The 21,868-nt window shown below is 60.0% G+C and carries 23 protein-coding genes; 11 read left to right on the forward strand and 12 right to left on the reverse strand.

The genetic code is table 11. The features are described from left to right. Positions 1-13 precede the first annotated feature (13 nt). Positions 14-448, forward strand: coding sequence for a DUF6515 family protein (locus FEZ62_RS13760; protein WP_172928231.1), 435 nt, complete (start codon positions 14-16; stop codon positions 446-448). A 31-nt stretch (positions 449-479) separates the two neighbouring features. On the opposite strand, the gene FEZ62_RS13765 is transcribed toward FEZ62_RS13760, so the two are convergent. Beyond that, positions 480-1,364: a cation diffusion facilitator family transporter gene (locus FEZ62_RS13765; protein WP_090509140.1), complete on the reverse strand. Its 885-nt coding sequence runs from the start codon at positions 1,362-1,364 to the stop codon at positions 480-482. Positions 1,365-1,582: 218 nt separating this feature from the next. Further along, positions 1,583-2,002 (reverse strand): polyribonucleotide nucleotidyltransferase, encoded by a 420-nt coding sequence (locus FEZ62_RS13770; protein ID WP_172928233.1) that lies wholly within the window; start codon positions 2,000-2,002, stop codon positions 1,583-1,585. Between the two features lie 140 nt (positions 2,003-2,142). On the opposite strand from FEZ62_RS13770, the gene hrpB reads away from it, so the two are divergent. The 3 genes from hrpB (at position 2,143) to FEZ62_RS13785 (ending at position 6,525) form a co-directional block, all read left to right on the forward strand. Further along, positions 2,143-4,680 carry an ATP-dependent helicase HrpB gene (gene hrpB / locus FEZ62_RS13775; protein ID WP_172928235.1) on the forward strand — a complete coding sequence of 846 codons (2,538 nt, stop codon included), beginning with the start codon at positions 2,143-2,145 and terminating at the stop codon, positions 4,678-4,680. Between the two features lie 256 nt (positions 4,681-4,936). Further along, on the forward strand, positions 4,937-5,782 hold the full coding sequence (locus tag FEZ62_RS13780) for an SDR family oxidoreductase (RefSeq protein WP_172928237.1): 846 nt from the start codon (positions 4,937-4,939) through the stop codon (positions 5,780-5,782). Then, positions 5,782-6,525 carry a transporter substrate-binding domain-containing protein gene (locus tag FEZ62_RS13785; RefSeq protein ID WP_172928239.1) on the forward strand — a complete coding sequence of 248 codons (744 nt, stop codon included), beginning with the start codon at positions 5,782-5,784 and terminating at the stop codon, positions 6,523-6,525. Before FEZ62_RS13780 ends, FEZ62_RS13785 begins: the two co-directional genes overlap by 1 nt. Positions 6,526-6,534: 9 nt before the next feature. Here the strand turns inward: FEZ62_RS13785 and FEZ62_RS13790 are convergent, their stop codons facing one another. Further along, positions 6,535-7,194 carry a YciC family protein gene (locus FEZ62_RS13790; RefSeq protein ID WP_090509129.1) on the reverse strand — a complete coding sequence of 220 codons (660 nt, stop codon included), beginning with the start codon at positions 7,192-7,194 and terminating at the stop codon, positions 6,535-6,537. Between the two features lie 100 nt (positions 7,195-7,294). Beyond that, the gene (locus FEZ62_RS13795; RefSeq protein WP_172928241.1) at positions 7,295-7,852 is read right to left on the reverse strand and encodes a cysteine hydrolase family protein; all 558 of its coding nucleotides are present in this window, start codon (positions 7,850-7,852) and stop codon (positions 7,295-7,297) included. A gap of 201 nt (positions 7,853-8,053) precedes the next feature. Here FEZ62_RS13795 and FEZ62_RS13800 point away from each other — a divergent pair, with 201 nt between their 5' ends. The 4 genes from FEZ62_RS13800 to FEZ62_RS13815 all read left to right on the forward strand — a co-directional run bounded on the left by FEZ62_RS13800 (position 8,054) and on the right by FEZ62_RS13815 (position 11,879). Next, a complete protein-coding gene (locus tag FEZ62_RS13800) occupies positions 8,054-8,533 on the forward strand; it encodes an NYN domain-containing protein (RefSeq protein ID WP_069899670.1) in 480 nt (159 codons plus the stop codon). Between the two features lie 8 nt (positions 8,534-8,541). Continuing rightward, positions 8,542-9,162, forward strand: a complete 621-nt coding sequence (locus FEZ62_RS13805; protein WP_172928243.1) for an exonuclease domain-containing protein — start codon at positions 8,542-8,544, stop codon at positions 9,160-9,162. A 33-nt stretch (positions 9,163-9,195) separates the two neighbouring features. Continuing rightward, entirely contained in the window at positions 9,196-10,524 is a 1,329-nt protein-coding gene (locus FEZ62_RS13810) for a DEAD/DEAH box helicase (RefSeq protein WP_172928245.1), read from the forward strand. Between the two features lie 113 nt (positions 10,525-10,637). Beyond that, complete coding sequence (locus tag FEZ62_RS13815) at positions 10,638-11,879, forward strand: TIGR03862 family flavoprotein (RefSeq protein ID WP_172928247.1); 1,242 nt, start codon at positions 10,638-10,640, stop codon at positions 11,877-11,879. A 22-nt stretch (positions 11,880-11,901) separates the two neighbouring features. Here the strand turns inward: FEZ62_RS13815 and FEZ62_RS13820 are convergent, their stop codons facing one another. The 6 genes from FEZ62_RS13820 to FEZ62_RS13845 all read right to left on the reverse strand — a co-directional run bounded on the left by FEZ62_RS13820 (position 11,902) and on the right by FEZ62_RS13845 (position 16,137). Further along, positions 11,902-12,474: a HupE/UreJ family protein gene (locus tag FEZ62_RS13820; RefSeq protein WP_172928250.1), complete on the reverse strand. Its 573-nt coding sequence runs from the start codon at positions 12,472-12,474 to the stop codon at positions 11,902-11,904. 24 nt (positions 12,475-12,498) lie between these two features. Beyond that, positions 12,499-13,113, reverse strand: coding sequence for an urease accessory protein UreG (gene ureG / locus FEZ62_RS13825; protein WP_172928252.1), 615 nt, complete (start codon positions 13,111-13,113; stop codon positions 12,499-12,501). Between the two features lie 14 nt (positions 13,114-13,127). Further along, positions 13,128-13,802, reverse strand: a complete 675-nt coding sequence (locus tag FEZ62_RS13830) for an urease accessory protein UreF (protein ID WP_150547511.1) — start codon at positions 13,800-13,802, stop codon at positions 13,128-13,130. Continuing rightward, positions 13,799-14,299, reverse strand: coding sequence for an urease accessory protein UreE (gene ureE / locus FEZ62_RS13835; protein WP_172928254.1), 501 nt, complete (start codon positions 14,297-14,299; stop codon positions 13,799-13,801). Before ureE ends, FEZ62_RS13830 begins: the two co-directional genes overlap by 4 nt. 179 nt (positions 14,300-14,478) lie before the next feature. After that, on the reverse strand, positions 14,479-15,126 hold the full coding sequence (locus FEZ62_RS13840) for a TetR family transcriptional regulator (protein ID WP_090509110.1): 648 nt from the start codon (positions 15,124-15,126) through the stop codon (positions 14,479-14,481). A 90-nt stretch (positions 15,127-15,216) separates the two neighbouring features. Beyond that, on the reverse strand, positions 15,217-16,137 hold the full coding sequence (locus FEZ62_RS13845; RefSeq protein ID WP_069899661.1) for a histone deacetylase: 921 nt from the start codon (positions 16,135-16,137) through the stop codon (positions 15,217-15,219). 137 nt (positions 16,138-16,274) lie between these two features. Between FEZ62_RS13845 and FEZ62_RS13850 the strand changes: the two genes are divergently transcribed. From FEZ62_RS13850 to FEZ62_RS13860, 3 genes are all read left to right on the forward strand, one after another. Next, positions 16,275-16,850: a GNAT family N-acetyltransferase gene (locus FEZ62_RS13850; protein ID WP_172928256.1), complete on the forward strand. Its 576-nt coding sequence runs from the start codon at positions 16,275-16,277 to the stop codon at positions 16,848-16,850. 187 nt (positions 16,851-17,037) lie between these two features. Beyond that, positions 17,038-17,907 carry an acyl-CoA thioesterase II gene (gene tesB / locus FEZ62_RS13855; protein WP_069899659.1) on the forward strand — a complete coding sequence of 290 codons (870 nt, stop codon included), beginning with the start codon at positions 17,038-17,040 and terminating at the stop codon, positions 17,905-17,907. After that, positions 17,904-18,509 carry an HAD family hydrolase gene (locus tag FEZ62_RS13860; protein ID WP_172928258.1) on the forward strand — a complete coding sequence of 202 codons (606 nt, stop codon included), beginning with the start codon at positions 17,904-17,906 and terminating at the stop codon, positions 18,507-18,509. The genes tesB and FEZ62_RS13860 overlap by 4 nt, the downstream gene beginning before the upstream one ends. A gap of 34 nt (positions 18,510-18,543) precedes the next feature. On the opposite strand, the gene cueR is transcribed toward FEZ62_RS13860, so the two are convergent. Beyond that, positions 18,544-18,945 carry a Cu(I)-responsive transcriptional regulator gene (cueR, locus tag FEZ62_RS13865; RefSeq protein ID WP_069899725.1) on the reverse strand — a complete coding sequence of 134 codons (402 nt, stop codon included), beginning with the start codon at positions 18,943-18,945 and terminating at the stop codon, positions 18,544-18,546. Between the two features lie 519 nt (positions 18,946-19,464). Then, on the reverse strand, positions 19,465-21,840 hold the full coding sequence (locus FEZ62_RS13870; RefSeq protein WP_172928260.1) for a heavy metal translocating P-type ATPase: 2,376 nt from the start codon (positions 21,838-21,840) through the stop codon (positions 19,465-19,467). Positions 21,841-21,868 lie beyond the last annotated feature (28 nt).

A 21,868-nucleotide genomic window follows, 5' to 3' on the forward strand; every position in this document is an offset into this window, starting at 1 on the left:
TGGAGTGAGTGCGATGAACAAGCGGATTGCATGGATTGAGATTGCAGCGTTGCTGGTGCTGAGCATGTCGCCACTGGTGCAGGCCCACGATAAGCATGAGCCGGCACGTTATGAAGCCAGTCATCACGTTAGCGATAAGCATCAGGGCATCGCCAAATTACCGCGCGGCTATCAAAAGGTGCGTTATGGCGGTCACGACTATTACACCGTTGGCACGCAGTGGTATCGGCCGCAAGCCGGGCGCTATGTGCTGATCAGCCCGCCACCGGGCTTGCGCGTGAATGCGCTGCCGGGCAAGGCGAAGATCGTGCGAGTGGGGCATGAGCGTTACTATCAGGTGGCGGGCGTGTTCTATCAGCCGGTCGGCAAGGGCCATCAATATCAGGTGGTGCGTGCCCCGCGAGCGCCGGCTGTGGCGTGGGTCGAGGCAGACAATCAGCGCCGTTGATGCGCAGCAGGCTGGAGCCGTAATCAGTGGATTACGGCTTAACCACTTCCAGCGGGTCGGCATGAACCAGCACTTCGGCGCGTGGATATTCCTTGCAGATAGCCGCTTCAACCTGATCGCAAATAGCGTGCGCCTGCGACAAGCTGAGACTGCCCGGAAGCTCTGCGTGGAGCTGCACGAACCAGTGCGTGCCGGAGATGCGGGTGCGCAAGTCGTGTGCACCAACCACGCCCGGTACGGCGCACGCCAGCTCATGCATGTGTTCGCTGATTTCCGGTGACAGTTCTTTGTCCATCAACACGGCTGCCGCTTCGCGGGCAATCGAGATGGCGCTCCAGAGAATGTAGAAGGCGATGCCGATCGCGAAGATTGCATCCACCTGCACAAAGCCGAAGCTGGCAATAAACAGGGCCAGCAAGATGCTGCTGTTGAGCAGTAAGTCCGAGCGGTAATGCAACGAGTCTGCGTGGATCGCCGTCGAGCCGGTCAGCTTCACCACATAACGCTGATACACCAGCAGCGCCATAGTCATTACCAGCGACAAAACCATCACGGCGATGCCCAGTGCTTCCGCTTGCAGAGGTTGCGGATGGAGCAGACGGTCGACGCCTTGCACGCCAACCAATACAGCACTCGCGCCAATGAACAATGCCTGCCCCAAGCCGGCGAGGGCTTCGGCTTTACCGTGGCCGTAGCGGTGGTCGTCATCGGCGGGGCGCAACGCGTAATGCACGGCAATCAGATTGAGCAGCGATGCGGCGCCGTCCAGTAACGAATCAGTCAGGCCGGCCAGCAAGCTGACCGAGCCGCTCAACCACCAGGCAATGGCTTTGGCCAAGGCCAATGAGAGCGCGAGGGCGAGGGCGGCGAAGCTGGCGAGGCGCATCAGGCGTGCATGTTGCGGTGAAGGGGCCATCTGTTTTCCGTTTGGTGAATCAGTGGAACAAATACGCAGGCTAGCCATCGATACGCCGCACGTTAAGCGTTGCATGGTGCGCTTCGGTCGGCAGTCAGGCAAGTGCGTGCGGTTGAGCGCGGCAAGCAAGTCGTGCTGGGGTGTTGGTCATGTTATCGGGGATGCGATGTTGCGCTGCCCGCCGGGAGCGGAAGGGCAGCGCAATAGCCGTGCTCTGATCAGGCAGCAGGAACGAGGCCGTAAGCGGCCAGTTGCTGGATCGAGCCACTTTTCTGGATCAGACGCGGATCATCCAGCGGCAGGCTGGTGCCGGTTTGCGTCTCGATCAGCGCCTTGAGGGCGGCACGATCTATGTCACCGTTAGCATCTAGCACGCCACGCAGTTGCTCCGGATCGACCTGAGCAGTCTTGCCGTTAGGCAGGTAAATCGCGCCGGTCGCAAAGTCGATACCAAACGCGATCAGGCCCGGTATCACGTAGAACAGAATGCCGATGGCATCCAGCGCCACAATAACCGGATCCACTTTGCCCGAGATCTGGCCACGGCGATCTGGATAGAACAACGTGCCGCAGGCCGCAAGCTGGGTCATTAAGGAGAGAGCCAGAGCACCGCCAATAAAACGGGTAGACGTACGCATTCAAAATCTCCTGATAAAAGTTGCGAAACTATACCAAGGGTAGGCCCGCTGCGCTTCTGGATTGTAGGTGTGGCGTAGAAATACGGCAAAAACTGTGGGCCGATTAACCGTTATAATCGCCGCCCCAGATTGGAGTTGCCATGCCCCTGCCGCTGCCTATTGATGACCTGCTGCCGAGCCTTTGTCAGACATTGCGTGAGCGCCACGAAGTGGTGCTTGAGGCGCCTCCCGGCGCGGGTAAAACCACGCGGGTGCCTTTGGCTGTTCTGGCTGAGCCCTGGCTGCAAGGGCAAACCATCATCATGCTTGAACCCAGGCGTTTGGCCGCGCGGGCAGCGGCGGAGCGTTTAGCCAGCGAGTTGGGAGAGGCGGTGGGCGAAACGGTCGGTTACCGCATCCGCCTCGACAGCAAAGTGGGGCCGCGCACGCGCATCGAGGTGGTCACCGAAGGCATTCTGGCGCGGCGTCTGCAAGATGATCCGGCGCTGGAAGGCGTCGGCCTGGTGATATTCGACGAATTTCATGAGCGCAGTCTCGATGCTGATCTGGCACTGGCATTAACGCTTAACGGGCGTTCGATGTTTCGCGGTGCAGACAGTGGCGAGCCCGCGCTAAAAGTGCTGCTAATGTCCGCCACGCTCGAAGGTGAGCGACTGGCCAGTGTGCTCGACAATGCGCCGGTGCTGCGCAGCGAGGGGCGCATGTTCCCTGTGGATATCCGTTGGGGGCAAGCCACGCAGCCAGGTGAATGGCTGGAACCAAAGGTGGTGCAGACTGTATTGCAGGCGCTCACTGACGAGACCGGCAGCGTGTTGGTTTTTCTGCCGGGGCAGGCCGAGATACGCCGGGTTTGCGAGCAGCTGGAACAAGCACTGGCCGGACAGGCAGACATTCGTGTGTGCCCGCTGCACGGTGAGTTGGACCTGAATGCCCAGCGTGCCGCCATCGAGCCCGCCCCGAAAGGGCAGCGTAAGGTCGTGCTGGCAACCAATATTGCAGAGACCAGCCTGACCATTGAGGGTGTTCGCGTGGTTGTAGATGCAGGACTTGCGCGGGTTCCGGTGTTCGATCCGGGCAGCGGCATGACGCGCCTGCAAACGCAGCGTATTTCGCGAGCCTCGGCCACTCAGCGTGCTGGGCGTGCTGGCCGCCTTGAGCCGGGCGCGTGTTATCGGTTGTGGTCGCAGGCGCAACACGAGCAGTTGGCGGCGTATTCAGCGGCAGAAATCGTTCAGGCGGATCTCGCGGGCGTAGCCCTGCAACTGGTGCGTTGGGGCGTAACGCCGGATGAGCTGGTATGGCTGGACCCGCCGCCAGCGGCAGCGTATGCGCAAGCACTCGACCTGCTTCAACGCCTTGATGCGTTGGATGCGAACGGCGTGCTGACGGCGCAGGGTCAAGCCATGGCCGAACTGCCGGCGCACCCGCGAATTGCCCATTTACTGTTGCGCGGGCATGCGCTGGGATTGGCCAAGCTGGCGTGTAATGTAGCGGCGCTGCTCGGTGAACGCGATATTTTGCGTGGCGCGGGGGCCGATTTGCACAGTCGGCTGGCTTTGCTCGCTGGCGAGATGCGTGCAGCGCGAGGCGCGCAGGGCGGCGTTAGTCGTGCGCGGCAACTGGCGCGACAGTTTCATGGCTATTTGCAGCGGCGCGCTGCGGTCAATCCCCCGGCTGATCCCGAGCACCCGCGCTGGCTGGGCGCATTGTTGGCATTTGCCTATCCCGACCGAATAGCCCGCCAGCGCCGTGAGGCGGGGGCCGAGTATCGACTGGCTAACGGGCGTGCTGCGCTGTTCAGTGAGCCCGATGCGTTGATGAAACATAGCTGGCTGGTCATCGCCGATCTTGGCAGTCGCCAGGGCCAGCGCGAAGAGCGTATCTATCTGGCAGCCGAGTTGGATGAGCAATTGTTCGAGCACGAACTCAGTGAGTTGGTGAGCCAGCACGATGTGCTGGACTGGGATGAGCGCGAAGGGCTGCTGCGCGCCGAGCGGCAGGCGCGGATTGGCGAACTGGTGGTGTCGCGTGAGCCACTGACAGCGCTCGACCCGCAAGCCAGAACCAACGCGCTGATCAATCTGGTTCGCCGCAAAGGTCTGGAACTCTTGCCGTGGACGCCGGAGCTTCGCCAATGGCAGGCGCGAATTGCGCTGCTACGCTCGCTTGAGCTTGAGGCCAACGGGCAGAGCGAGTGGCCGGATGTCAGCGATGCTGCATTGCTTGAGCGCATGCCCGAATGGCTTGGGCCGTATTTGGGCAAGGTTAACCGGCTCAGTCACTTCGCCAATCTGGAGCTGCACAACATGCTCCAGACCTTGCTGCCCTGGCCGTTGCCACAACGCCTTGAGGAACTTGCGCCGAAAACCCTCGGGGTGCCTTCCGGCTCGAATATCCGCATTGATTACAGCGAGCAGCCGCCCGTACTGGCGGTGCGTTTGCAGGAGTTGTTCGGCCTGAGCGATACCCCGCGAATTGCCGGTGGCAGGCAGGTGGTGAAATTGCATTTGCTGTCGCCAGCGCGCAGGCCAGTGCAGGTCACTCAGGACCTTGCCAACTTCTGGGCCAGCACCTATGCCGAGGTAAAAAAAGACCTCAAGGGTCGCTACCCGAAACATTACTGGCCAGATGATCCACTGGTTGCTGAACCCACCGCGCGAGCCAAACCGCGCAAGTGACCGGGCGATGACTAATTGCTTGCAGGCAAATCGACTTAACGACTGCAGTTGATCTGCTGCGCTGTGGCTAATGCGCTAAGTTGGCCATGAGGCATGTTGATGAAGATGCAGGCGCGGCCAATGTGCGCTGCGTCTTCGGCGCTGAAATGCGCTTTCGTCACAGATTCTCCGCCATCGATGCAGCTATAGGTTGCGCGACTTGCGCGATTGGTTTTAGTGTCAGCCAAACAACAGTCGTAACCGCCGAGGGGCAGCTATGCACCGCAAAGTCTTCGCCAGCAAAGTCTTTGACCGCAAGGTTGTGATGATCAGTGGTGGTTGCGCCGGTATTGGCCGCGCTCTGGCCGTGCGACTGGCGCAGGCCGGTGCCCGGCTGGTGATTCTTGATCTGCAGCGCGAGGCGCTCGACAGCCTGGTGCAGCACCTGGCGGATCATCACAATGCCGAAGCGCTGGGGCTATGTTGCGATGTGGCCGATGCTGAGGCTGTCACCGCCGCAGTGGCGCTGGCCGTCGAGCGCTTTGGCGGGATTGATGTGTTGGTCAATAACGCCGGGGTTACGCATCGCAGCAGTTTCACCGACACCGATTTGAGCGTTTTCCAGCGGGTTATGGCGGTTAACTACTTCGGCGCGGTGCATTGCACGCAGGCAGCGCTGCCCAGCATCATCGCCAGAAGCGGGCAAATTATCGTCCTCAGCTCCTTGTCGGGCTTCGCCCCGTTGCTTTATCGCAGTGCCTACAACGCCAGCAAGCATGCGCTGCACGGCCTGTTTGAAACCCTGCGCTATGAACTCAAGGGCTCCGGGGTCAATGTGATGCTGGTGTGCCCCGGATTTACAGCGACAGATTTGCGCAAGAATGCCTTGGTCGGCGATGGCTCTGTCGCCGCGCAGCCGCCATTGGCGATGGGCAAGGTGGCATCGCCGCAAGATGTTGCCGAAGCCATTTACAGCGGTGCGCTGAAACGGCGGCGATTGCTGGTGTTGTCTAATGTCGATTGGCGTGCGCGGGTGCTGGCGAGATTCTTCCCGCGCGTGTTCGAGCGGGTGCTGCTCCCGCGTTTGTCTGGCATGAAACCCTCTGAAGGCGAGGCCGGTTGATGCGCTGGGCGCTGCTCGCCAGCCTGTTTTTGTCTACTGTTGCACTTGGCGCAGAACCGTTGAAATTGCGGGTCATGACCGATGTCTGGCCGCCGTTTCGTATCGCTGTCGGCCCCGACAAGCTGCAAGGGCTGGATATCGACTTGCTGGAAAAGCTGACCGAGCGCACGGGCATCCGCTTTGAAATTATTCGCGCACCTTGGGCGCGAGGGCTGGCCGCACTGGAAAGCGGCTCGGCAGACATGATGACCGGATTAGCCAAAACCGCCGCCCGCGAAGCCTATGTCCAGTACAGCGACAAACCTTATTACGCCTGCTCAGCGCGCTTTTACGCCAAGCCCTCAAGGGCGATGGATATCAATACATACGGCCAGCTCAAGGGGCTGAAAATCGGCTATGTACACGGGTCGGCCTATTTCGAGCCCTTCGACTCGGATGCCAGCCTGAACAAGGTCGCGGTCAACAGCGAGAAGCAGTTGCTGGAAATGCTTAAACGCGGACGGATTCAGCTATTGATCGGCACAGATTGTCAGGTCGACTATGAACTGCGTGATACCGCCTGGCGGCAAGTCGCCGCCAAGGCTGCGTATCGGCCTGAGTCGCCGACGCATTTGTACCTGGGGTTCTCACGCAAGCGTCTGAACCCGCAAACCTTCGATGCGCTCAGTGCGGCGTTGCAGCAATTGCGCGAAGAGGGCTGGGTCACTCAAGCGGCCGAGCGCTATCACGCTCAGGTGGAGTAACCCGCCAGATTAGTCCTCGGCCGGTTGCGGCGTGTTGAGCATAAACAGGCGAAACAGCACCACGCTGGCAAACAACTGCAAAAAGCCGTTGCCACTGTCCATCGCCACATTGAGCAGCATATTGCTGCCCGGCTCATTGCCCTGTATCAGCAAGTCCAGCGACCACAACGGCACCATCACGCACAGTACACAGGTGAGAATCTGCCAGAACGCGCCACGCGTCTGCTCAAAACTCTCATGCAGGGCTTTGAGAGGGGTAAGGCCGCGCAACACCAGCAGGTATTCGGCAAAGGCCAGCTTGATCATGATCCACAAGCCCGGCAGCACGAACAGCGAGGCGCCGAGCAAAATGGCAAGGGTGCTCAGCCCGGTCAGTAAAGCCAGTTGCGGCCAGAACCTCAAACTAGTGGCGATCAGGTCGCGGGCCGCAGGCGCCTGACCATTGCTGCGCGCATCCAGAAAGAGGATCAGCGCGCCGGTATAAATCGGGTAAAAAATCAGCCCGATCAGCAAGCTGTAAGGCGCTTGCGTATCCGGCCCTACTGCCTGACTGAGCAGTTGTTGGGCCAGTGACTCAAGCACAATCAGCGGCAGGCACAGGCGTGCAATCGCCGACAGGTTGTTGCGGAAAAAGTACCAAGCGTCACGCAGGACCTGGATGCTATTCATGGACAATTATCGTCTGGGAAAACAGGCCGTCACTCTAGCCGATTGAGATGGGCTAACCCAAGCGCGACATCTGCTTGAACAGATTGTCTGGGCGCTTGAGTCAGTCGCCACTCAGCAGTTCGGCGGTGAAGTGCAGCTGTGCATATTCTTCACGCAGGTTGGCCATCGCCATGTTGTGTACGTCGTCAGCGCTGCGCAAAACACCGGCGAGGTCTGTCTTGCCAAAGGTATAGCAGGCATCTGTCACCACCACCGTGGCAAAGCCCAGGTTGCTGGCTGTACGCGCAGTGGCTTCCACCGAGTTCTCGCTGGCAACGCCGACGATTACTACCTTGGCAATGCCGCGCACATGCAGCCAGCGTTCAAGCGCGCTGTGACAAAACGCATCGGTTACGTTCTTCTCGAACACTGCCTCACCCGGCTGTGGCGCCAGTTCGGGTTGAAAGGCCGCGCCCGATTGACCGGGCGCGAATACCGAATCCGCATCCACGGAGATATGGCGGATATGCACCAGTGGCCAACCGCGGGCCCGCCAATGCTGCTGCAATTGGGCAATATGGCGCTCGGCCTGCGGATTATTGCGCGGTGTTGGCAGGCGCTGAATCCCCTGTTGCATGTCGATGGTCAGCAGCGCTGGCGCAGGCTCAATGGTGTGCATTGAACACCTCCCTGTGAGCGAAATAGGTGTGTAGGGTTGCTCATTTGCGGGGTTCGAAATTCGCTAAACCCGCTATTCACCAGCCTTATGCAATGCCTGAGTTGTGCGCTTTTTACTTCCTCATCACGGCGAGGCTGGCATACTGGCCAATGACTTTATCCTGCACGCCGCTGCCCGTCAGCCGCTAACCGAGGAATTCCGGTGAAAAAAATAGCCGTATTCGCCGATGTACAGAACCTCTATTACACCGTGCGGCAGGCCTATGGTTGCCATTTTAATTACGCGGCCTTGTGGGCGCAGGTCAGCCAGCGCGGTGAAATCGTCGAGGCCTATGCCTATGCGATTGATCGCGGCGACCCCAAGCAGCAGCAGTTTCAGCAGATTCTGCGCAATCTGGGTTTCACCGTGAAACTCAAACCGTTCATCCAGCGCAGCGATGGCTCGGCCAAAGGTGATTGGGATGTTGGTATTACTATCGATATCATGGACGCCGCGCCGCGAGTCGACGAGATTGTGCTGGCTTCCGGTGATGGCGACTTCGACATGCTCCTGGATAAAGTCCGCAGCCGTGATGGCGTCGAAGCTGTGGCCTATGGCGTGCCGGGGCTGACGGCGCAATCACTGGTGCGCGCCGCCAGTGTCTATGTGCCAGTTGAAGGCCAATTGTTACTTCGTAATTGAGAGTGTTTGTGGACCCTATTGCCGTTATCGACTTTGAAACGACTGGCCTGTCGCCAGCTCAGAATGCCCGCGCCACAGAGATTGGCGTGGTGATCGTGGAAGACGGCGTGATCGTTTCGCGTTATCAGAGCCTGATGAACAGCGGTGCACACGTGCCCGCATTTATCGAGCAACTGACCGGTATCAGCAATGCCATGCTGCGTGATGCGCCACCCGCCGCGCAGGTGATGCACGAAGTCGCAGACTTTGTGGGGGATATTCCGCTGGTGGCGCACAACGCAGCTTTTGACCAGAAATTCTGGGACGCCGAGCTTGGCCTGATCCGCCGCACCCGCCGTCAGTCCTTCGCCTGCTCGTTATTGCTGGCGCGCAGACTATTGCCGCAAGCGCCCAGCCATAAACTCGGCAACCTCAACCGTTGGGCAGGCCTGCCAAGCACTGGCACGGCGCACAGGGCAATGGCAGATGCCGAGATGGCGGCTAACCTGATGGGCTTCATGGGCGCGGTATTGCGCGAGCATCACGGCATCGGGCAGGTTTCCCATGAGTTGCTCTGCGGTTTGCAAAAAGTCCCGGCGGCGAAAATTGCGCAAGCATTAGCGCGGATAAGACAGGCCACAGCCTGCTAAACTAGGCCTCTTTGATTCGCCCGGTTATTCACCATGACATTTGCCTCTCTCGGCCTTATCGAGCCGCTGCTGCGTACCCTCGAAACGCTGGACTACAAAACTCCGACTCCGGTGCAGGCGCAGGCCATTCCTGCCGTCCTGAAGGGCCGCGACCTGATGGCGGCGGCGCAGACCGGCACCGGTAAAACCGCCGGTTTCGCCTTGCCCGTGCTCCAGCGCTTGATGATGGAAGGGCCGACTGTTGCCAGCAACTCCGTGCGGGCGCTGGTGCTGGTGCCGACGCGTGAGCTGGCCGAGCAGGTACATCAGAGTTTCATGACTTACGCGCAGAATCTGCCGCTGAGCACCTATGCGGTGTATGGCGGCGTCAGCATCAACCCGCAAATGATGAAGCTGCGCAAAGGCCTGGATGTGCTGGTCGCGACGCCGGGCCGCTTGCTCGATCTTTATCGCCAGAACGCGGTGAAATTCAATCAGGTACAAACCCTGGTGCTGGATGAAGCCGACCGCATGCTCGACTTGGGTTTTGCCAACGAACTGGACGCGGTATTCAGTGCATTGCCGAAGAAGCGCCAGACCTTGCTGTTCTCGGCCACGTTCTCCGAGGCAATCCGGCAAATGGCCGGCGAGATGCTCAAAGACCCGTTGAGTATCGAAGTAAGCCCGCGCAACGCCGCGGCCAAGTCGGTCAAGCAATGGCTGATTCCGGTCGACAAGAAGCGCAAGCCTGAGCTGTTTTTGCACCTGTATCAGAGCCGCCGCTGGCAGCAGGCGCTGGTGTTCGTGAAAACCCGCAAAGGCGTGGATGAACTGGAAGCCGAGTTGCAGCGCAACGGCATCAGTGCCGATTCGATTCACGGCGACAAGCCGCAAGCGACTCGTCTGCGTGCCTTGCAGCGTTTCAAAGCCGGCGAGGTGCTGGTGCTGGTGGCAACCGATGTGGCGGCGCGCGGGCTGGATATCGACGACATGCCGCTGGTGGTCAACTTCGACTTGCCGATTGTGGCCGAAGATTATGTTCACCGGATTGGCCGTACCGGCCGCGCGGGAATGACCGGTGAGGCGGTGTCGCTGGTGTGCGCCGACGAGGTTCAGTTGCTGTCAGCAATCGAGAGCCTGACCGGACAATTGCTCAAGCGTGTAGACGAGCCGGACTTCATCCCCGATCACCGCGTGCCGGTGACTGTCGCCGGTGGCGTGGTGGTTAAAAAACCGAAGAAGCCAAAAGTTAAGACTGTGCCTGGCAGCGGCAAAGGCAAGATCCACCTCGGTAACTGGTTTGAAGAGTCAGAAGCGCCCAAGGCCAAGGCCGTGCGCAAGGTTCCGAGTTTTGGCGGCAAAGGCCCGAAAAAGAAGGGCTAGGTATTGCTGCCGGCGGCATTCAGTGCCGCTCATTGTGTGTCGAGAGGCAGCGCCAATATTGGCGCTGCCTTTAATCCCCATTCTCGTTTGCTTGCGTTCAAGGCCTGCCTGTTATGACTGCTACCGCTTCTGCTACTTCCAGTGTTGCCATTATCGGTGGCGGTCCTGCCGGGTTGATGGCGGCCGAGGTGTTGGCGCTGGCTGGGATCAAGGTCGACCTGTTCGATGCCATGCCCTCGGTTGGGCGCAAGTTTCTGCTGGCCGGCGTGGGCGGCATGAACATTACCCATTCCGAAGCCAAGCCGGCCTTTTTATCGCGCTATGCCGAGCGTGAAGCCGAAATGGCGGAACTGCTGGGCGAGTTCGATGCCGACGCGCTGCGCAACTGGATTCATGAGTTGGGAATCGAGACATTTGTCGGCACCTCGGGGCGGGTATTCCCCAAAGACATGAAAGCCGCGCCACTGCTGCGCGCTTGGCTGCGGCGTCTGCGTGAGCACGGCGTGACAATCCATAACCGTCATCGCTGGCTGGGTTGGGACGCTAAACGCCAACTGCGCATTGCCAATGCCGACGGTGAACTGCTTTTAAAGCCCCGCGCAACGCTGCTGGCCTTGGGTGGCGGGAGTTGGGCGCGCCTCGGTTCCGACGGCGCCTGGGCGCCGTTGCTTGAAGCGCAGGGGGTCAATGTACAGCCACTGTTGCCGAGTAATTGTGGCTTCGAAGTCGCGGCGTGGAGCGAGTTTCTGCGTAATAAATTTGCCGGCGCACCGCTGAAGAACGTCAGCCTCAACCTATCCGGTCAAGCGCCGCGTACGGGCGAGTTCGTGCTGACTGAGAAAGGCATCGAAGGCAGCCTTGTGTATGCATTGTCGGCGCCGATCCGCCAACTTATCCACAGCAAAGGCGAGGCAACGGTGTACCTCGATTTGCTGCCGCAGCGCAGCCTCGAAGTCGTCAAGAAAGCACTGCTGAAACCGCGCGGTTCAAACTCGATGGCTAAGCACCTGCATCGCACGTTGGGCCTCGATGGCGTCAAGGCGGCACTGATGCGCGAGTTGCTTGCGCCCGAGCAATTCAATGATCACACGCGTCTGGCGCGTTCGATCAAAGCGTTGCCGATTACGCTGGTAGGGATTCGTCCGCTGGATGAGGCAATCAGCAGCGCCGGTGGCGTGCCGTTCGAGCAGTTGGACGCTAATCTCATGCTCAATGCCTTGCCGGGGGTATTCTGCGCCGGCGAGATGCTCGACTGGGAAGCGCCAACCGGCGGCTATCTGCTCACCGGTTGTTTTGCCAGCGGTCGGCGCGCCGGGCAAGGCATTATCAACTGGTTGAATAAGGCCAAGGCTTAACTCAGCCCTGGCCTTTGTCCGCTCAGTTTGCCAGCAACCACACACCGGTGATTGCCGAGCCAACACCGGCCAAACGCACCAGTGGCGCGGCGGCTTGCGGCAGGTAACGAACCAGCGCGTAACCCGTTGCATGCAGCGCGGCGGTGGCGGCGACAAAGCCCAGTGCGTAAGTCCAGGCGCTGGCCATGGCAGGCAGTTCCAGGCCGTGGGCAACGCCATGAGTCAGGGCGAACAGCGCGGTCATGCCCAGCGCCAGTGCCATTGGCAGGCGCATCGCCACTGCAACCAGCAGGCCGAAAGCCAGCACTGAGGCGGCAATGCCGGTTTCCAGCATCGGCACTTGCAGGCCATAAAAACCTAATACGCCGCCCAACAACATGCTCGCCACGAATGTCAGCGGCAGTGCCCAGCGCGCAGCGCCTTGTTGCTGCGCGGCCCACAGGCCAACGGCAAGCATGGCCAGCAAGTGATCGAGACCGAACAGCGGGTGAGCCATACCGGCCATCAGGCCTGCGTGGTCGTGGCCGGGATGGGCGAACGCCAACGCTGGGCTGCACAGCAGGGCGAGGGCGATAACGGGTTTGCGTAGGTTCATGTGAAGCTCCTTGGGCTCAGCGAATCAGGCGGCGGTGAGCATGCCGTGACGTTCGATAAAGGCGATGATCTGGTCCAGACCCTGGCCGACTTTCTGGTTACTGAAAACGAATGGCTTGTCGCCGCGCATCTTGCGTGTGTCACGGTCCATTACTTCCAGCGAAGCACCGACCATGGGCGCCAGATCGACCTTGTTGATGACCAGTAAATCGGATTTGCAGATGCCGGGGCCGCCTTTGCGCGGCAGCTTGTCGCCTGCTGAAACGTCGATCACGTAAATGGTCAGATCAGACAATTCCGGGCTGAAGGTCGCAGACAGGTTATCGCCGCCAGACTCAACGATGATCAGGTCGAGGCCGGGGAAGCGCTGATTCAACTGCTCAACCGCTTCCAGATTGATTGAGGCATCTTCGCGAATCGCGGTGTGCGGGCAGCCGCCGGTTTCCACGCCAATGATGCGCTCGGGGGCGAGGGCTTCGTTGCGTACCAGAAACTGGGCGTCTTCCTGGGTGTAGATGTCGTTAGTGACGACGGCCAGGTTGTAGCGGTCGCGCAGAGCCAGGCACAGGGCGAGGGTCAGTGCGGTTTTTCCGGAACCTACCGGGCCGCCGATACCGACGCGCAAAGGTTGGCTGTTCATGTGCTGTTTCCTTATCAAGAACGGAAGAGTCGGCTGTATTGGCGCTCGTGCGCCATGCTCGACAGATTCAGGCCAAAGGCGGCGCTGCCCCAGTCGGCGGGATCGAGTTGGCAGCAGGTGCTGTGCGCTTGCTGCAGTGCGGGTTGTAATTCGGAGGTCAGGCGTTGCGCCGCTTGCTGGCCCAGCGGCAGGGTTTTCATCAGCACCGCCAGTTGGTTTTCCAGCCAGCCCCAGAGCCAGGCTGTGAGCGCGTCTTGCGGGCTGATTTGCCAGGCGCGCGCAGCCAGTGCCCAGCCCAGCGCAAGGCCCGGCTCGGTGAAGGCGGCGAACATGTCGCGGGCGGCGTCATCGGTTTCAGGCAGATCGTGCAGCAACTGGCGCAACGAGTAACCCATCTGCCGGCTTTCCAGCCGGAACTCACGGGTTTCACGGCTGGCGCGGTGTTGATCGGCCAACTGCTTGAGCGTTTGCCATTGCCCGTCGGCAGCAGCTCGGCAATGGGCGAGCAACAGCGGCGCCTCGAAGCGCGCCAGATTGAGCAGCAATTGATCGGTTATCCACTGTTTGGCCGTCTGCGGATCATTGACCCGGCCATTTTCGACGGCCATCTCCAGGCCTTGTGAATAACTGTATCCGCCAATCGGCAACTGTGGACTGGCGAGCCTGAGCAATGCCCAGCTGTTATTCACTTGCGCACACCAAACTGATGCAGGCGCGGTGCGTAGCTGAACTCAGCATCGCCCGCGTGCGAATGATGATGGCCGCCACCGTAGGCGCCATGTTCCGGTTGATAGGCCGCTTCGATCAGTTCGACCTTGGCACCGAGTTGTTCGAGCATGGCCTTGAGCACGTAGTCGTCCGGCAGGCGCAACCAACCGTCACCAAGTTGCAGCGCGACATGCCGATTGCCCAGATGATAGGCCGCGCGCATCAGCTCGAACGGTGTGGCGCAAGTGACGTGCAGCAGTTGTTCCGGGCGGGCGCAAACGCGAACTACGCGCCCATCTTCGGCACGCAGGCATTCCCCGTCGTAGAGGGGCGGCTGGCCACGTTCAAGGAACAAGCCGACATCTTCGCCGGTGGTCGAGAAGGTGCGCAGGCGGCTTTTGCTGCGCGCCTCGAAGGTCAGGAGTAATTCGGCGTCCCAGTCAGGCTGAGCAGCAATTCTTCGGTGGATCACCAGCATGGGTAAGTTCCGGCAGATTAATGCGCTACAAATAGATGCAGCGACAGGAGCAAGGTGCTTGCCAACTTGCCGTATGCCCCGTGAACAGGCGCGCGCACGCCACTGCGCCAAAACTTGGGGCGTCAGTCAGGTTTTATTTGGTGCGTTAAAAGTGCTGGTGCACTGAGTTGGTGCGCGTCTCAGCTTTCATCGTGCGCATGGGCGCTGCCGAGGCCTTGCCAATGCTTCGCGCCAATGAATATGAAGCGCAATTGTTCGATCAGTTTGGCTTGCGGCGTCAGGTGCGCCGGTAGCTCGTACTCGGGTGGATCGACCAGTTCCGGGAGTGTGGCGAACACCACTTTGATAATGCTGTCGGCGAGAATATCCAGCGCCGGATCATCCAGATGGCGCAGTTTGGGCATGGTGCGCAGGTCGGCGGCAAGGTCGGCGGTGATGCGCTCGCGTAAAGTCCCGAGCGCCTGACGCACAGGCAGCGAGCCGCCGAATTGCTCACGGGCGAGAAACAGGAACTGCGAGCGATGCTGGGCGACGCCATCTAAAAACAGCCGAACCGACGCATCGATCAGGCCGCCGAGTTCAAGTTCATGGTGGCGGATGATGCGGATGGTGCTGCTGAACGTATGGCCCACTTCCTCAACCAGCGCCAGACCCAGAGCGTCCATATCGTTGAAGTGACGATAAAATCCGGTCGGCACAATCCCTACGCAGCGCGTGACTTCGCGCAGGCTGAGGCTGGAAAAACCGCGACCACTGTCCATCAGGTTGCGGGCGGCAGCCATGAGTGCGAGGCGGGTTTGCTGTTTCTGTTCGGAGCGAGGGAGCATTCAGGCAGGTCCAGTTACAGTTAGCGGTGTAGGCAGCACAGCCAGGTTGCGCATTTTAGAGCTTATTTGCGCTGGCGGATAACCGTGCGTCTAACCCATTTGGCGTTGTTGCCAGACTTTAGCGGCGCTGTGGTGCAGGATTCCGTGGCGTTTGGCCAACGCCCGGCGGTCTTTGTCGTAGCCGCCACCAATGACCCCGACCACTGGAATATCGCGTCCGAGGCAGTGATTAAGTACGGCCTCATCACGCTGCGCAACGCCAGCATCAGTAAGCTGAAGATACCCCAGTGCGTCATCTTTGTGCACATCGACACCTGCGTCATATAGCACCAGGTCGGGTTGATAAAGCGGCAACAGATAGTTCAGCGCCTCATCAACCACCTGCAGGTATTGCGCATCACCCATGCCCATCGGCAGGCCAATGTCCCAGTCGCTTTCGGCCTTGCGCGCCGGGAAGTTCTTTTCGCAGTGCAGAGATACCGTGATCGCATCCGGCGTATCTGCCAGCAAGCGCGCAGTGCCGTCGCCCTGATGCACATCGCAGTCAAAAATCAGCACGCGCTGCACCCGACCGGCTGCCAGCAATGAGTGGCTGATGATGGCCAGATCATTGAAGATGCAAAAGCCTGCCGGATGATCGTAGTGCGCATGGTGCGTGCCACCCGCCAGATGACACGCCAGCCCATGCTTGAGCGCCAGATCGGCGGCCAACAACGAACCGCCCACCGCACGAACCGTGCGCCGAGCCAGTGCTTCACTCCAGGGCAAGCCAAGGCGGCGTTGATCGGCGTAGGGCAGCTCGCCGCTCATGTAGCGTTCGATATACGCCGGGCAATGGCTCAGGGCGAGAATCTCGGCCGGGCAAAGCTCTGGGCGTTGCAGTTGCGCATCCGTGACCAGACCGGACTCCAGCAGATGATCGCGCAGCAGGCGAAACTTCTCCATTGGGAAGCGATGGCCCTCGGGGAAGGGCGGGCTGTAGTCTTCGTGGTAGACGAGGGGCAGGTGCATGCAAATAAGCCTTAAGCGACGTGCAGGTGTTCAGAGTTCCGTGCCGTTATCCGCGCTAGTAAACAGCGTGGCGGCTGGCATGCGAGTATGAGCTTGCCTACCTTTATCACTCAAGGCCAAGGCGCATCGGAGGATTGATGATTGAGCTTGAAACGCCGCGATTGATCATGCGTCAGTGGACGCCGGAAGACCTGCCGGCGCTGGCATCGCTCAATGCCGACAGCGAGGTGATGCGCTATTTCCCCGCCGTGTTGAGCCGTGAGCAAAGTGCGCAGATGCTTGAGCGCCTGCGTGGCCAATTTGCCGCGCAAGGCTATGGCTTCTGGGCGCTGCAGCAAAAAGGCAGCGGCCAGTTAATAGGTTTTACCGGTTTGAACCGCGTTGGCTTCGAGGCTTCATTCAGTTCGGCTACCAACCCCGCTGTCGAGATTGGCTGGCGGCTGGCGCGTGAATACTGGCATCAGGGCTATGCCAGCGAAGCGGCGCGTACCGCGCTTGATTGTGCGTTCAGCCAGCTTCAATTGCCCGAGGTCGTGGCCTTTACTGCCGAGGTCAATGAGCCGTCGATTCAGCTCATGCAAGCCCTCGGCATGCAGCACCACAGCCGCGAGGATTTTGAGCATCCAGCCCTGCCTGCCGGGCACTGGCTGAGTCGTCATGTGCTCTATCGTATAACCCATGAGGATTGGTTGGCGGTGCCTCGAAAGACATAAACACCGGGGTTATTCAGGCACTGTTTTATCCGGCTATTGCGATGATGCCGTGCACCAACGGTAGGATATGACCGATAATCATTAACCAAGCACTAATTGTTTTACAACAGGGCGCGCCGATTACCCATAGCCGCCGCTCCCTGTTGTATTGATTACCGCCTGCGCAGCGCGGGTAATGGAGAAATACATGAGTCAGGTACTCGAAGAGCTGGTTGCTCTGCTCAGCCTCGAAAATATTGAAGAAAACCTCTTTCGTGGTGTCAGCCAGGATCTCGGTTTTCGCCAGTTGTTTGGTGGGCAAGTACTTGGCCAATGTATTTCTGCCGCCAGCCAGACTGTCGAAGATGCCCGCCATGTGCACTCCTTGCACGGCTACTTTCTGCGCCCCGGCGACTCGACACTGCCGGTGGTTTATCAGGTCGATCGCGTGCGCGATGGCGGCAGTTTCAGCACGCGGCGGGTCATGGCGATTCAAAAGGGTCAGCCGATTTTCACCTGCAGCGCCTCGTTCCAGTATGACGAAGAAGGCTTTAACCATCAGACCCAGATGCCCGACGTGGTCGGCCCTGAGAATCTTAAATCCGAAACCGAGCTGGTCGCTGAAATCGCTCACCTGCTGCCGGAAAGAATGCGCGAGCGTGCGCTGAGCCAGAAACCGATCGAGATCCGCCCGGTTACCCAGTGCAACCCGTTCGCGCCCGAGGTGATGGAGCCGGTCAAGTACGTCTGGTTCCGTGCCGATGGCACCTTGCCGGACATTCCGGCGATCCATAAATACATTCTCGGTTATGCCTCGGACTTCAACCTGCTGACCACCTCGATGCAGCCGCACGGCGTCTCGGTCTGGCAGAAACACATGCAGGTCGCCAGCCTCGATCACTCCTTGTGGTTCCACGCAAACCTGCGCATGGACGACTGGCTGCTCTACGCCATGGACAGCCCGTGGGCCGGTAATGCGCGCGGTTTTTCGCGGGGCAGCGTGTTCAACCGCCAAGGTCAGTTGGTGGCCTCGGTGGCTCAGGAAGGCTTGATACGTCTGCGTGAAGACTGGAAATGAAGCTGAGACAGTCGCGCCATTGGGTGTTCGACATGGACGGCACGCTGACGCTTGCCGTGCATGACTTCGAAGCGATCAAACGCTATCTCGACATCCCGCTGGAACACGACATCCTGCACCATCTGGCTGGCCTGCCGGCTGCCGATGCCGCAGCCAAACATGCCTGGCTGCTTGAGCATGAACGCGAACTGGCGCTCAGCGCCAAACCAGCACCGGGGGCGGTCGAGCTGGTGCAGGCGCTGCATCAGCGCGGCTACCAACTGGGTATCCTGACCCGCAACGCTCACGAATTGGCCTGGCTCACGCTTGAAGCCATTGGCGTTGCGGACTGCTTCGCAGCCAATGCCGTATTGGGCCGTGATGAAGCGCATCCGAAACCGGACCCCGCCGGTTTACTGCATCTGGCCGAACAATGGCAGGTGCAGCCCGATGAGCTGGTGATGGTCGGTGATTATCTCTACGACCTGCAATGCGCCCGCGCCGCCGGTGCATACAGCGTGTTGGTGAATCTGGCGGAGAACCCGTGGCCGAGTCTGGTCGATCACTTCGCTGTCGATTGCTGCGCGCTGCTTGAGGCGGTGGCCGACTGTTCGAAGGTTTGATGGCGACTATTGCCGGATAACGCCATGCCGACGCCTATCGCGCGTCGGTAGAAGGCTCCAGCGCCTTGATTATTGGGCAGTCCGGGCGATCATCGCCGTGGCAGTGATCCATCAGGTCTTGCAGCGTGTCGCGCAGTTCACTCATGGCGATGATCTTGCGGTTCAGCTCGTCGATGTGCTCCGCCGCCAACGCCTTAACATCGGCGCTGGCACGCTGACGGTCCTGCCACAGCGTTAGCAGTCGCGCCACTTCATCCAGCGAAAAACCCAAATCCCGCGCCCGCTTGATAAACCCCAACCGATGCAAATCACTGGCGCTGTACTGCCGGTAACCACTCTCGCTGCGCCCCGCCGCCGGCAGCAACTCAATGGATTCGTAGTAACGAATCATCTTCGCGCTCAAACCAGTTTTCTTCGCCGCTTGCCCAATATTCACACTCGCCTCCATCGCGTATTCCGTAGTTAAAGCCAATTCGCTTCTAACTAGAGTTTCTAGCCCTTGCCCTTGCCCTTGCCCTTGCCCTTGCCCTTGCCCTTGCTCTTCCCACATTCACTGCAATTCTGTGATCGTTCTGAGGCGTAGCGAGCGACGGGAGTGCAAGGCATAAACAGGCGAGGAAGCGGAGTTTACTGGTGTAAATGAGCATTCCGAGCCTGTTTATAACCCCGCAACCCCTGGACGCATTAGTTTTCAGCGATTTACTGATGCTGTACTGCCGTTAACCACACCCGCTTGCACCACGTGTAACGCAGTTTCAGTCTTGCTCCTCTACCCAAAAAAGCCTTTGCTCTTCTCACATTCACTGCATCTCTGTGATCGTTCTGAGGCGTAGCGAGCGACGGGAGTGCAAGGCATAAACAGGCGAGGAAGCGGAGTTTACTGGTGTAAATGAGCATTCCGAGCCTGTTTATAACGCAGCAATCCCTAAGCGCAGTAGCCTCAGAATGATCACTTTCAAGGGTGCCAGCGCTTGAGAAGCAGGGCATTGGCTACTACGCTGACGCTCGAAAACGCCATCGCCGCGCCCGCCAACATCGGATTCAGTAACCCCATCGCCGCCAGCGGTATGCCGATCAGGTTATACACAAACGCCCAGAACAGGTTCTGCCGAATCTTGTTGTACGTCAGATGGCTGATCTCCAGCGCTGCGGGCACCAGTCGCGGATCGCCGCGCATCAGGGTGATCCCGGCTGCATGCATGGCCACATCGGTGCCGCCGCCCATGGCAATGCCAACGTCGGCGGCGGCGAGCGCAGGGGCGTCGTTGATGCCATCGCCCACCATCGCCACGCGGCCAGTCTGGCGCAACTCGCTGACCAACTCGGCTTTCTCGCCGGGCAACACCTGCGCATGAGCATGTTCGATGCCCAGTTCGGCGGCCACGGCCTTGACGCTGCCCCAGTTATCGCCGCTGATCACGTGGCTTTGCACGCCCAATTCTCTGAGTTTGCTGACGGCCTCCTGCGCGCCTTCCTTGAGCGTGTCGCCAAAGGCAAACAGGCCCAGCACCTGCGGATGCGGCGCAAGCTCGAGCAACCATGAAAGTGTGCGGCCCCGAGCTTCCCAGTCTTTGGCCTCGGTGCTGAGGTCGCCGGCTTGCAGGTGGTTGTCTTCAAGCAGGCGCTGATTGCCCAGCGCCAGTTTGCGTTCACCGATCTGGCCGCTGATGCCGCGCCCCGGTAGGGCTTGGCTGTCACTGGCCGTCGGCAGCTCAAGCTTTTGTTCGGTGCAGGCAGCAAGCACAGCCTTGGCCAGCGAGTGCTCACTGCCGCGTTGCAGGGCACCAGCCAATTGCAGCAGTTGCTGCTCGCTGCCTGACGCGGCTTTGAGATCGGTGATGCGCGGGCTGCCGGAGGTCAATGTGCCGGTTTTATCGAATGCGACCACTTTGATCTGGTGCGCCACTTCGAGGGCTTCGGCGTCCTTGATCAGAATTCCGTGGCGCGCTGCCACGCCCGTTCCGGCCATGATTGCAGTCGGCGTTGCCAGCCCCAGTGCGCAAGGGCAGGCGATCACTAATACCGCGACGCAGTTGAGCAGGGCGGTGCTGAGCGTGGCGCCGAGCATCAGCCAGATGATCAGAGTGGCCAGTGCAATCAGTAAGACGGCGGGGACGAAAATCTGGCTGACTTTATCCACCAACTTCTGGATCGGTGCCTTGGCAGCCTGTGCATCCTCGACCAGTCGTATGATCTGCGCCAATACGGTTTCCGCGCCCAGCGCACGTGTCGCCACGAGCAAACGGCCTTCGCCGTTGATGGCCCCGGCAGTCACCTTATCGCCTGGCTGTTTGGCTTGAGGCAGGCTTTCGCCGCTGATCAGGGCCTCGTCGGCATGGCTCTGGCCTTCGAGTACTTCGCCGTCCACCGGAAAGCGCTCGCCCGGTTTCACCACAATGCTGTCGCCGAGTTGCAGTTCGCTCAGGGCCACGATTTGCTCCTGACCATCCTGCAGTCTCACCGCTTGATCCGGCCGGAGTGCTTGCAGCGCCCGAATCGCGGTGGTGGTTTGGCGTTTGGCGCGGCTCTCGAAATATTTGCCGAGCAGGATCAAGCTGATCACCACCGCTGAAGATTCAAAATACAAGTGCGGGGCGGTGCCGGCGGGTGCGTTGAGCCATTGGTAAATGCTCAAGCCATAGGCGGCGCTGGTGCCAATCGCCACCAGTTGATCCATATTCCCGACGCCTGCACGCAGGGCACGCCAGCCGGCGCGGTAGAAACGCGCGCCAAGGATGAACTGCACGGGCGTGGCCAGGGCGAATTGCAGCCACGCCGGGAGCATCCAATGCAAGCCGAAGGGAGCAACCAGCATCGGCACCACCAGTGGCAGCGTGAGCAGCGCAGCCGCAATCAGGTGCCAGCGCTCGGTTTTCAGGTGGCGCTCGGCGTCGGATACCTGATTGTCTTCGGCGTCGATTACGCGCGCCTCATAACCGCCAGCCTTGACGGCCGCAATCAGGCTTTCGGCGGTAATGCCCCGAGTAACCTGCACTGTGGCTTGCTCGTTGGCGAGATTGACGCTGGCATGCACAACGCCAGGCACTTTATTCAAGGCGCGTTCGACGCGGCCCACACAACTGGCGCACGTCATGCCGCTGATAGCCAGTTCAATTCGCTCGCTGGGTACGCTGTAGCCCGCCGCCTCGATGCTGGAAAGTAGTTTTCCGAGGCTGTCAGCGGGTGCTTCGATGCGGGCTTGCTCGGTGGCAAGATTCACGGTGGCGCTGTGTACTTCGGGCAATTGGCGCAGGGCGCGCTCAACCCGGCCAGCGCAACTGGCGCAGGTCATGCCGCTAATGGGGAGATCAAACGTGTTGGGGGCGGCCATTTCTCAGTCTCCTTGAAGAGGTGCCCCT

Source organism: Pseudomonas sp. MS19, assembly GCF_013277615.1.
Classification (GTDB): domain Bacteria; phylum Pseudomonadota; class Gammaproteobacteria; order Pseudomonadales; family Pseudomonadaceae; genus Aquipseudomonas; species Aquipseudomonas marincola.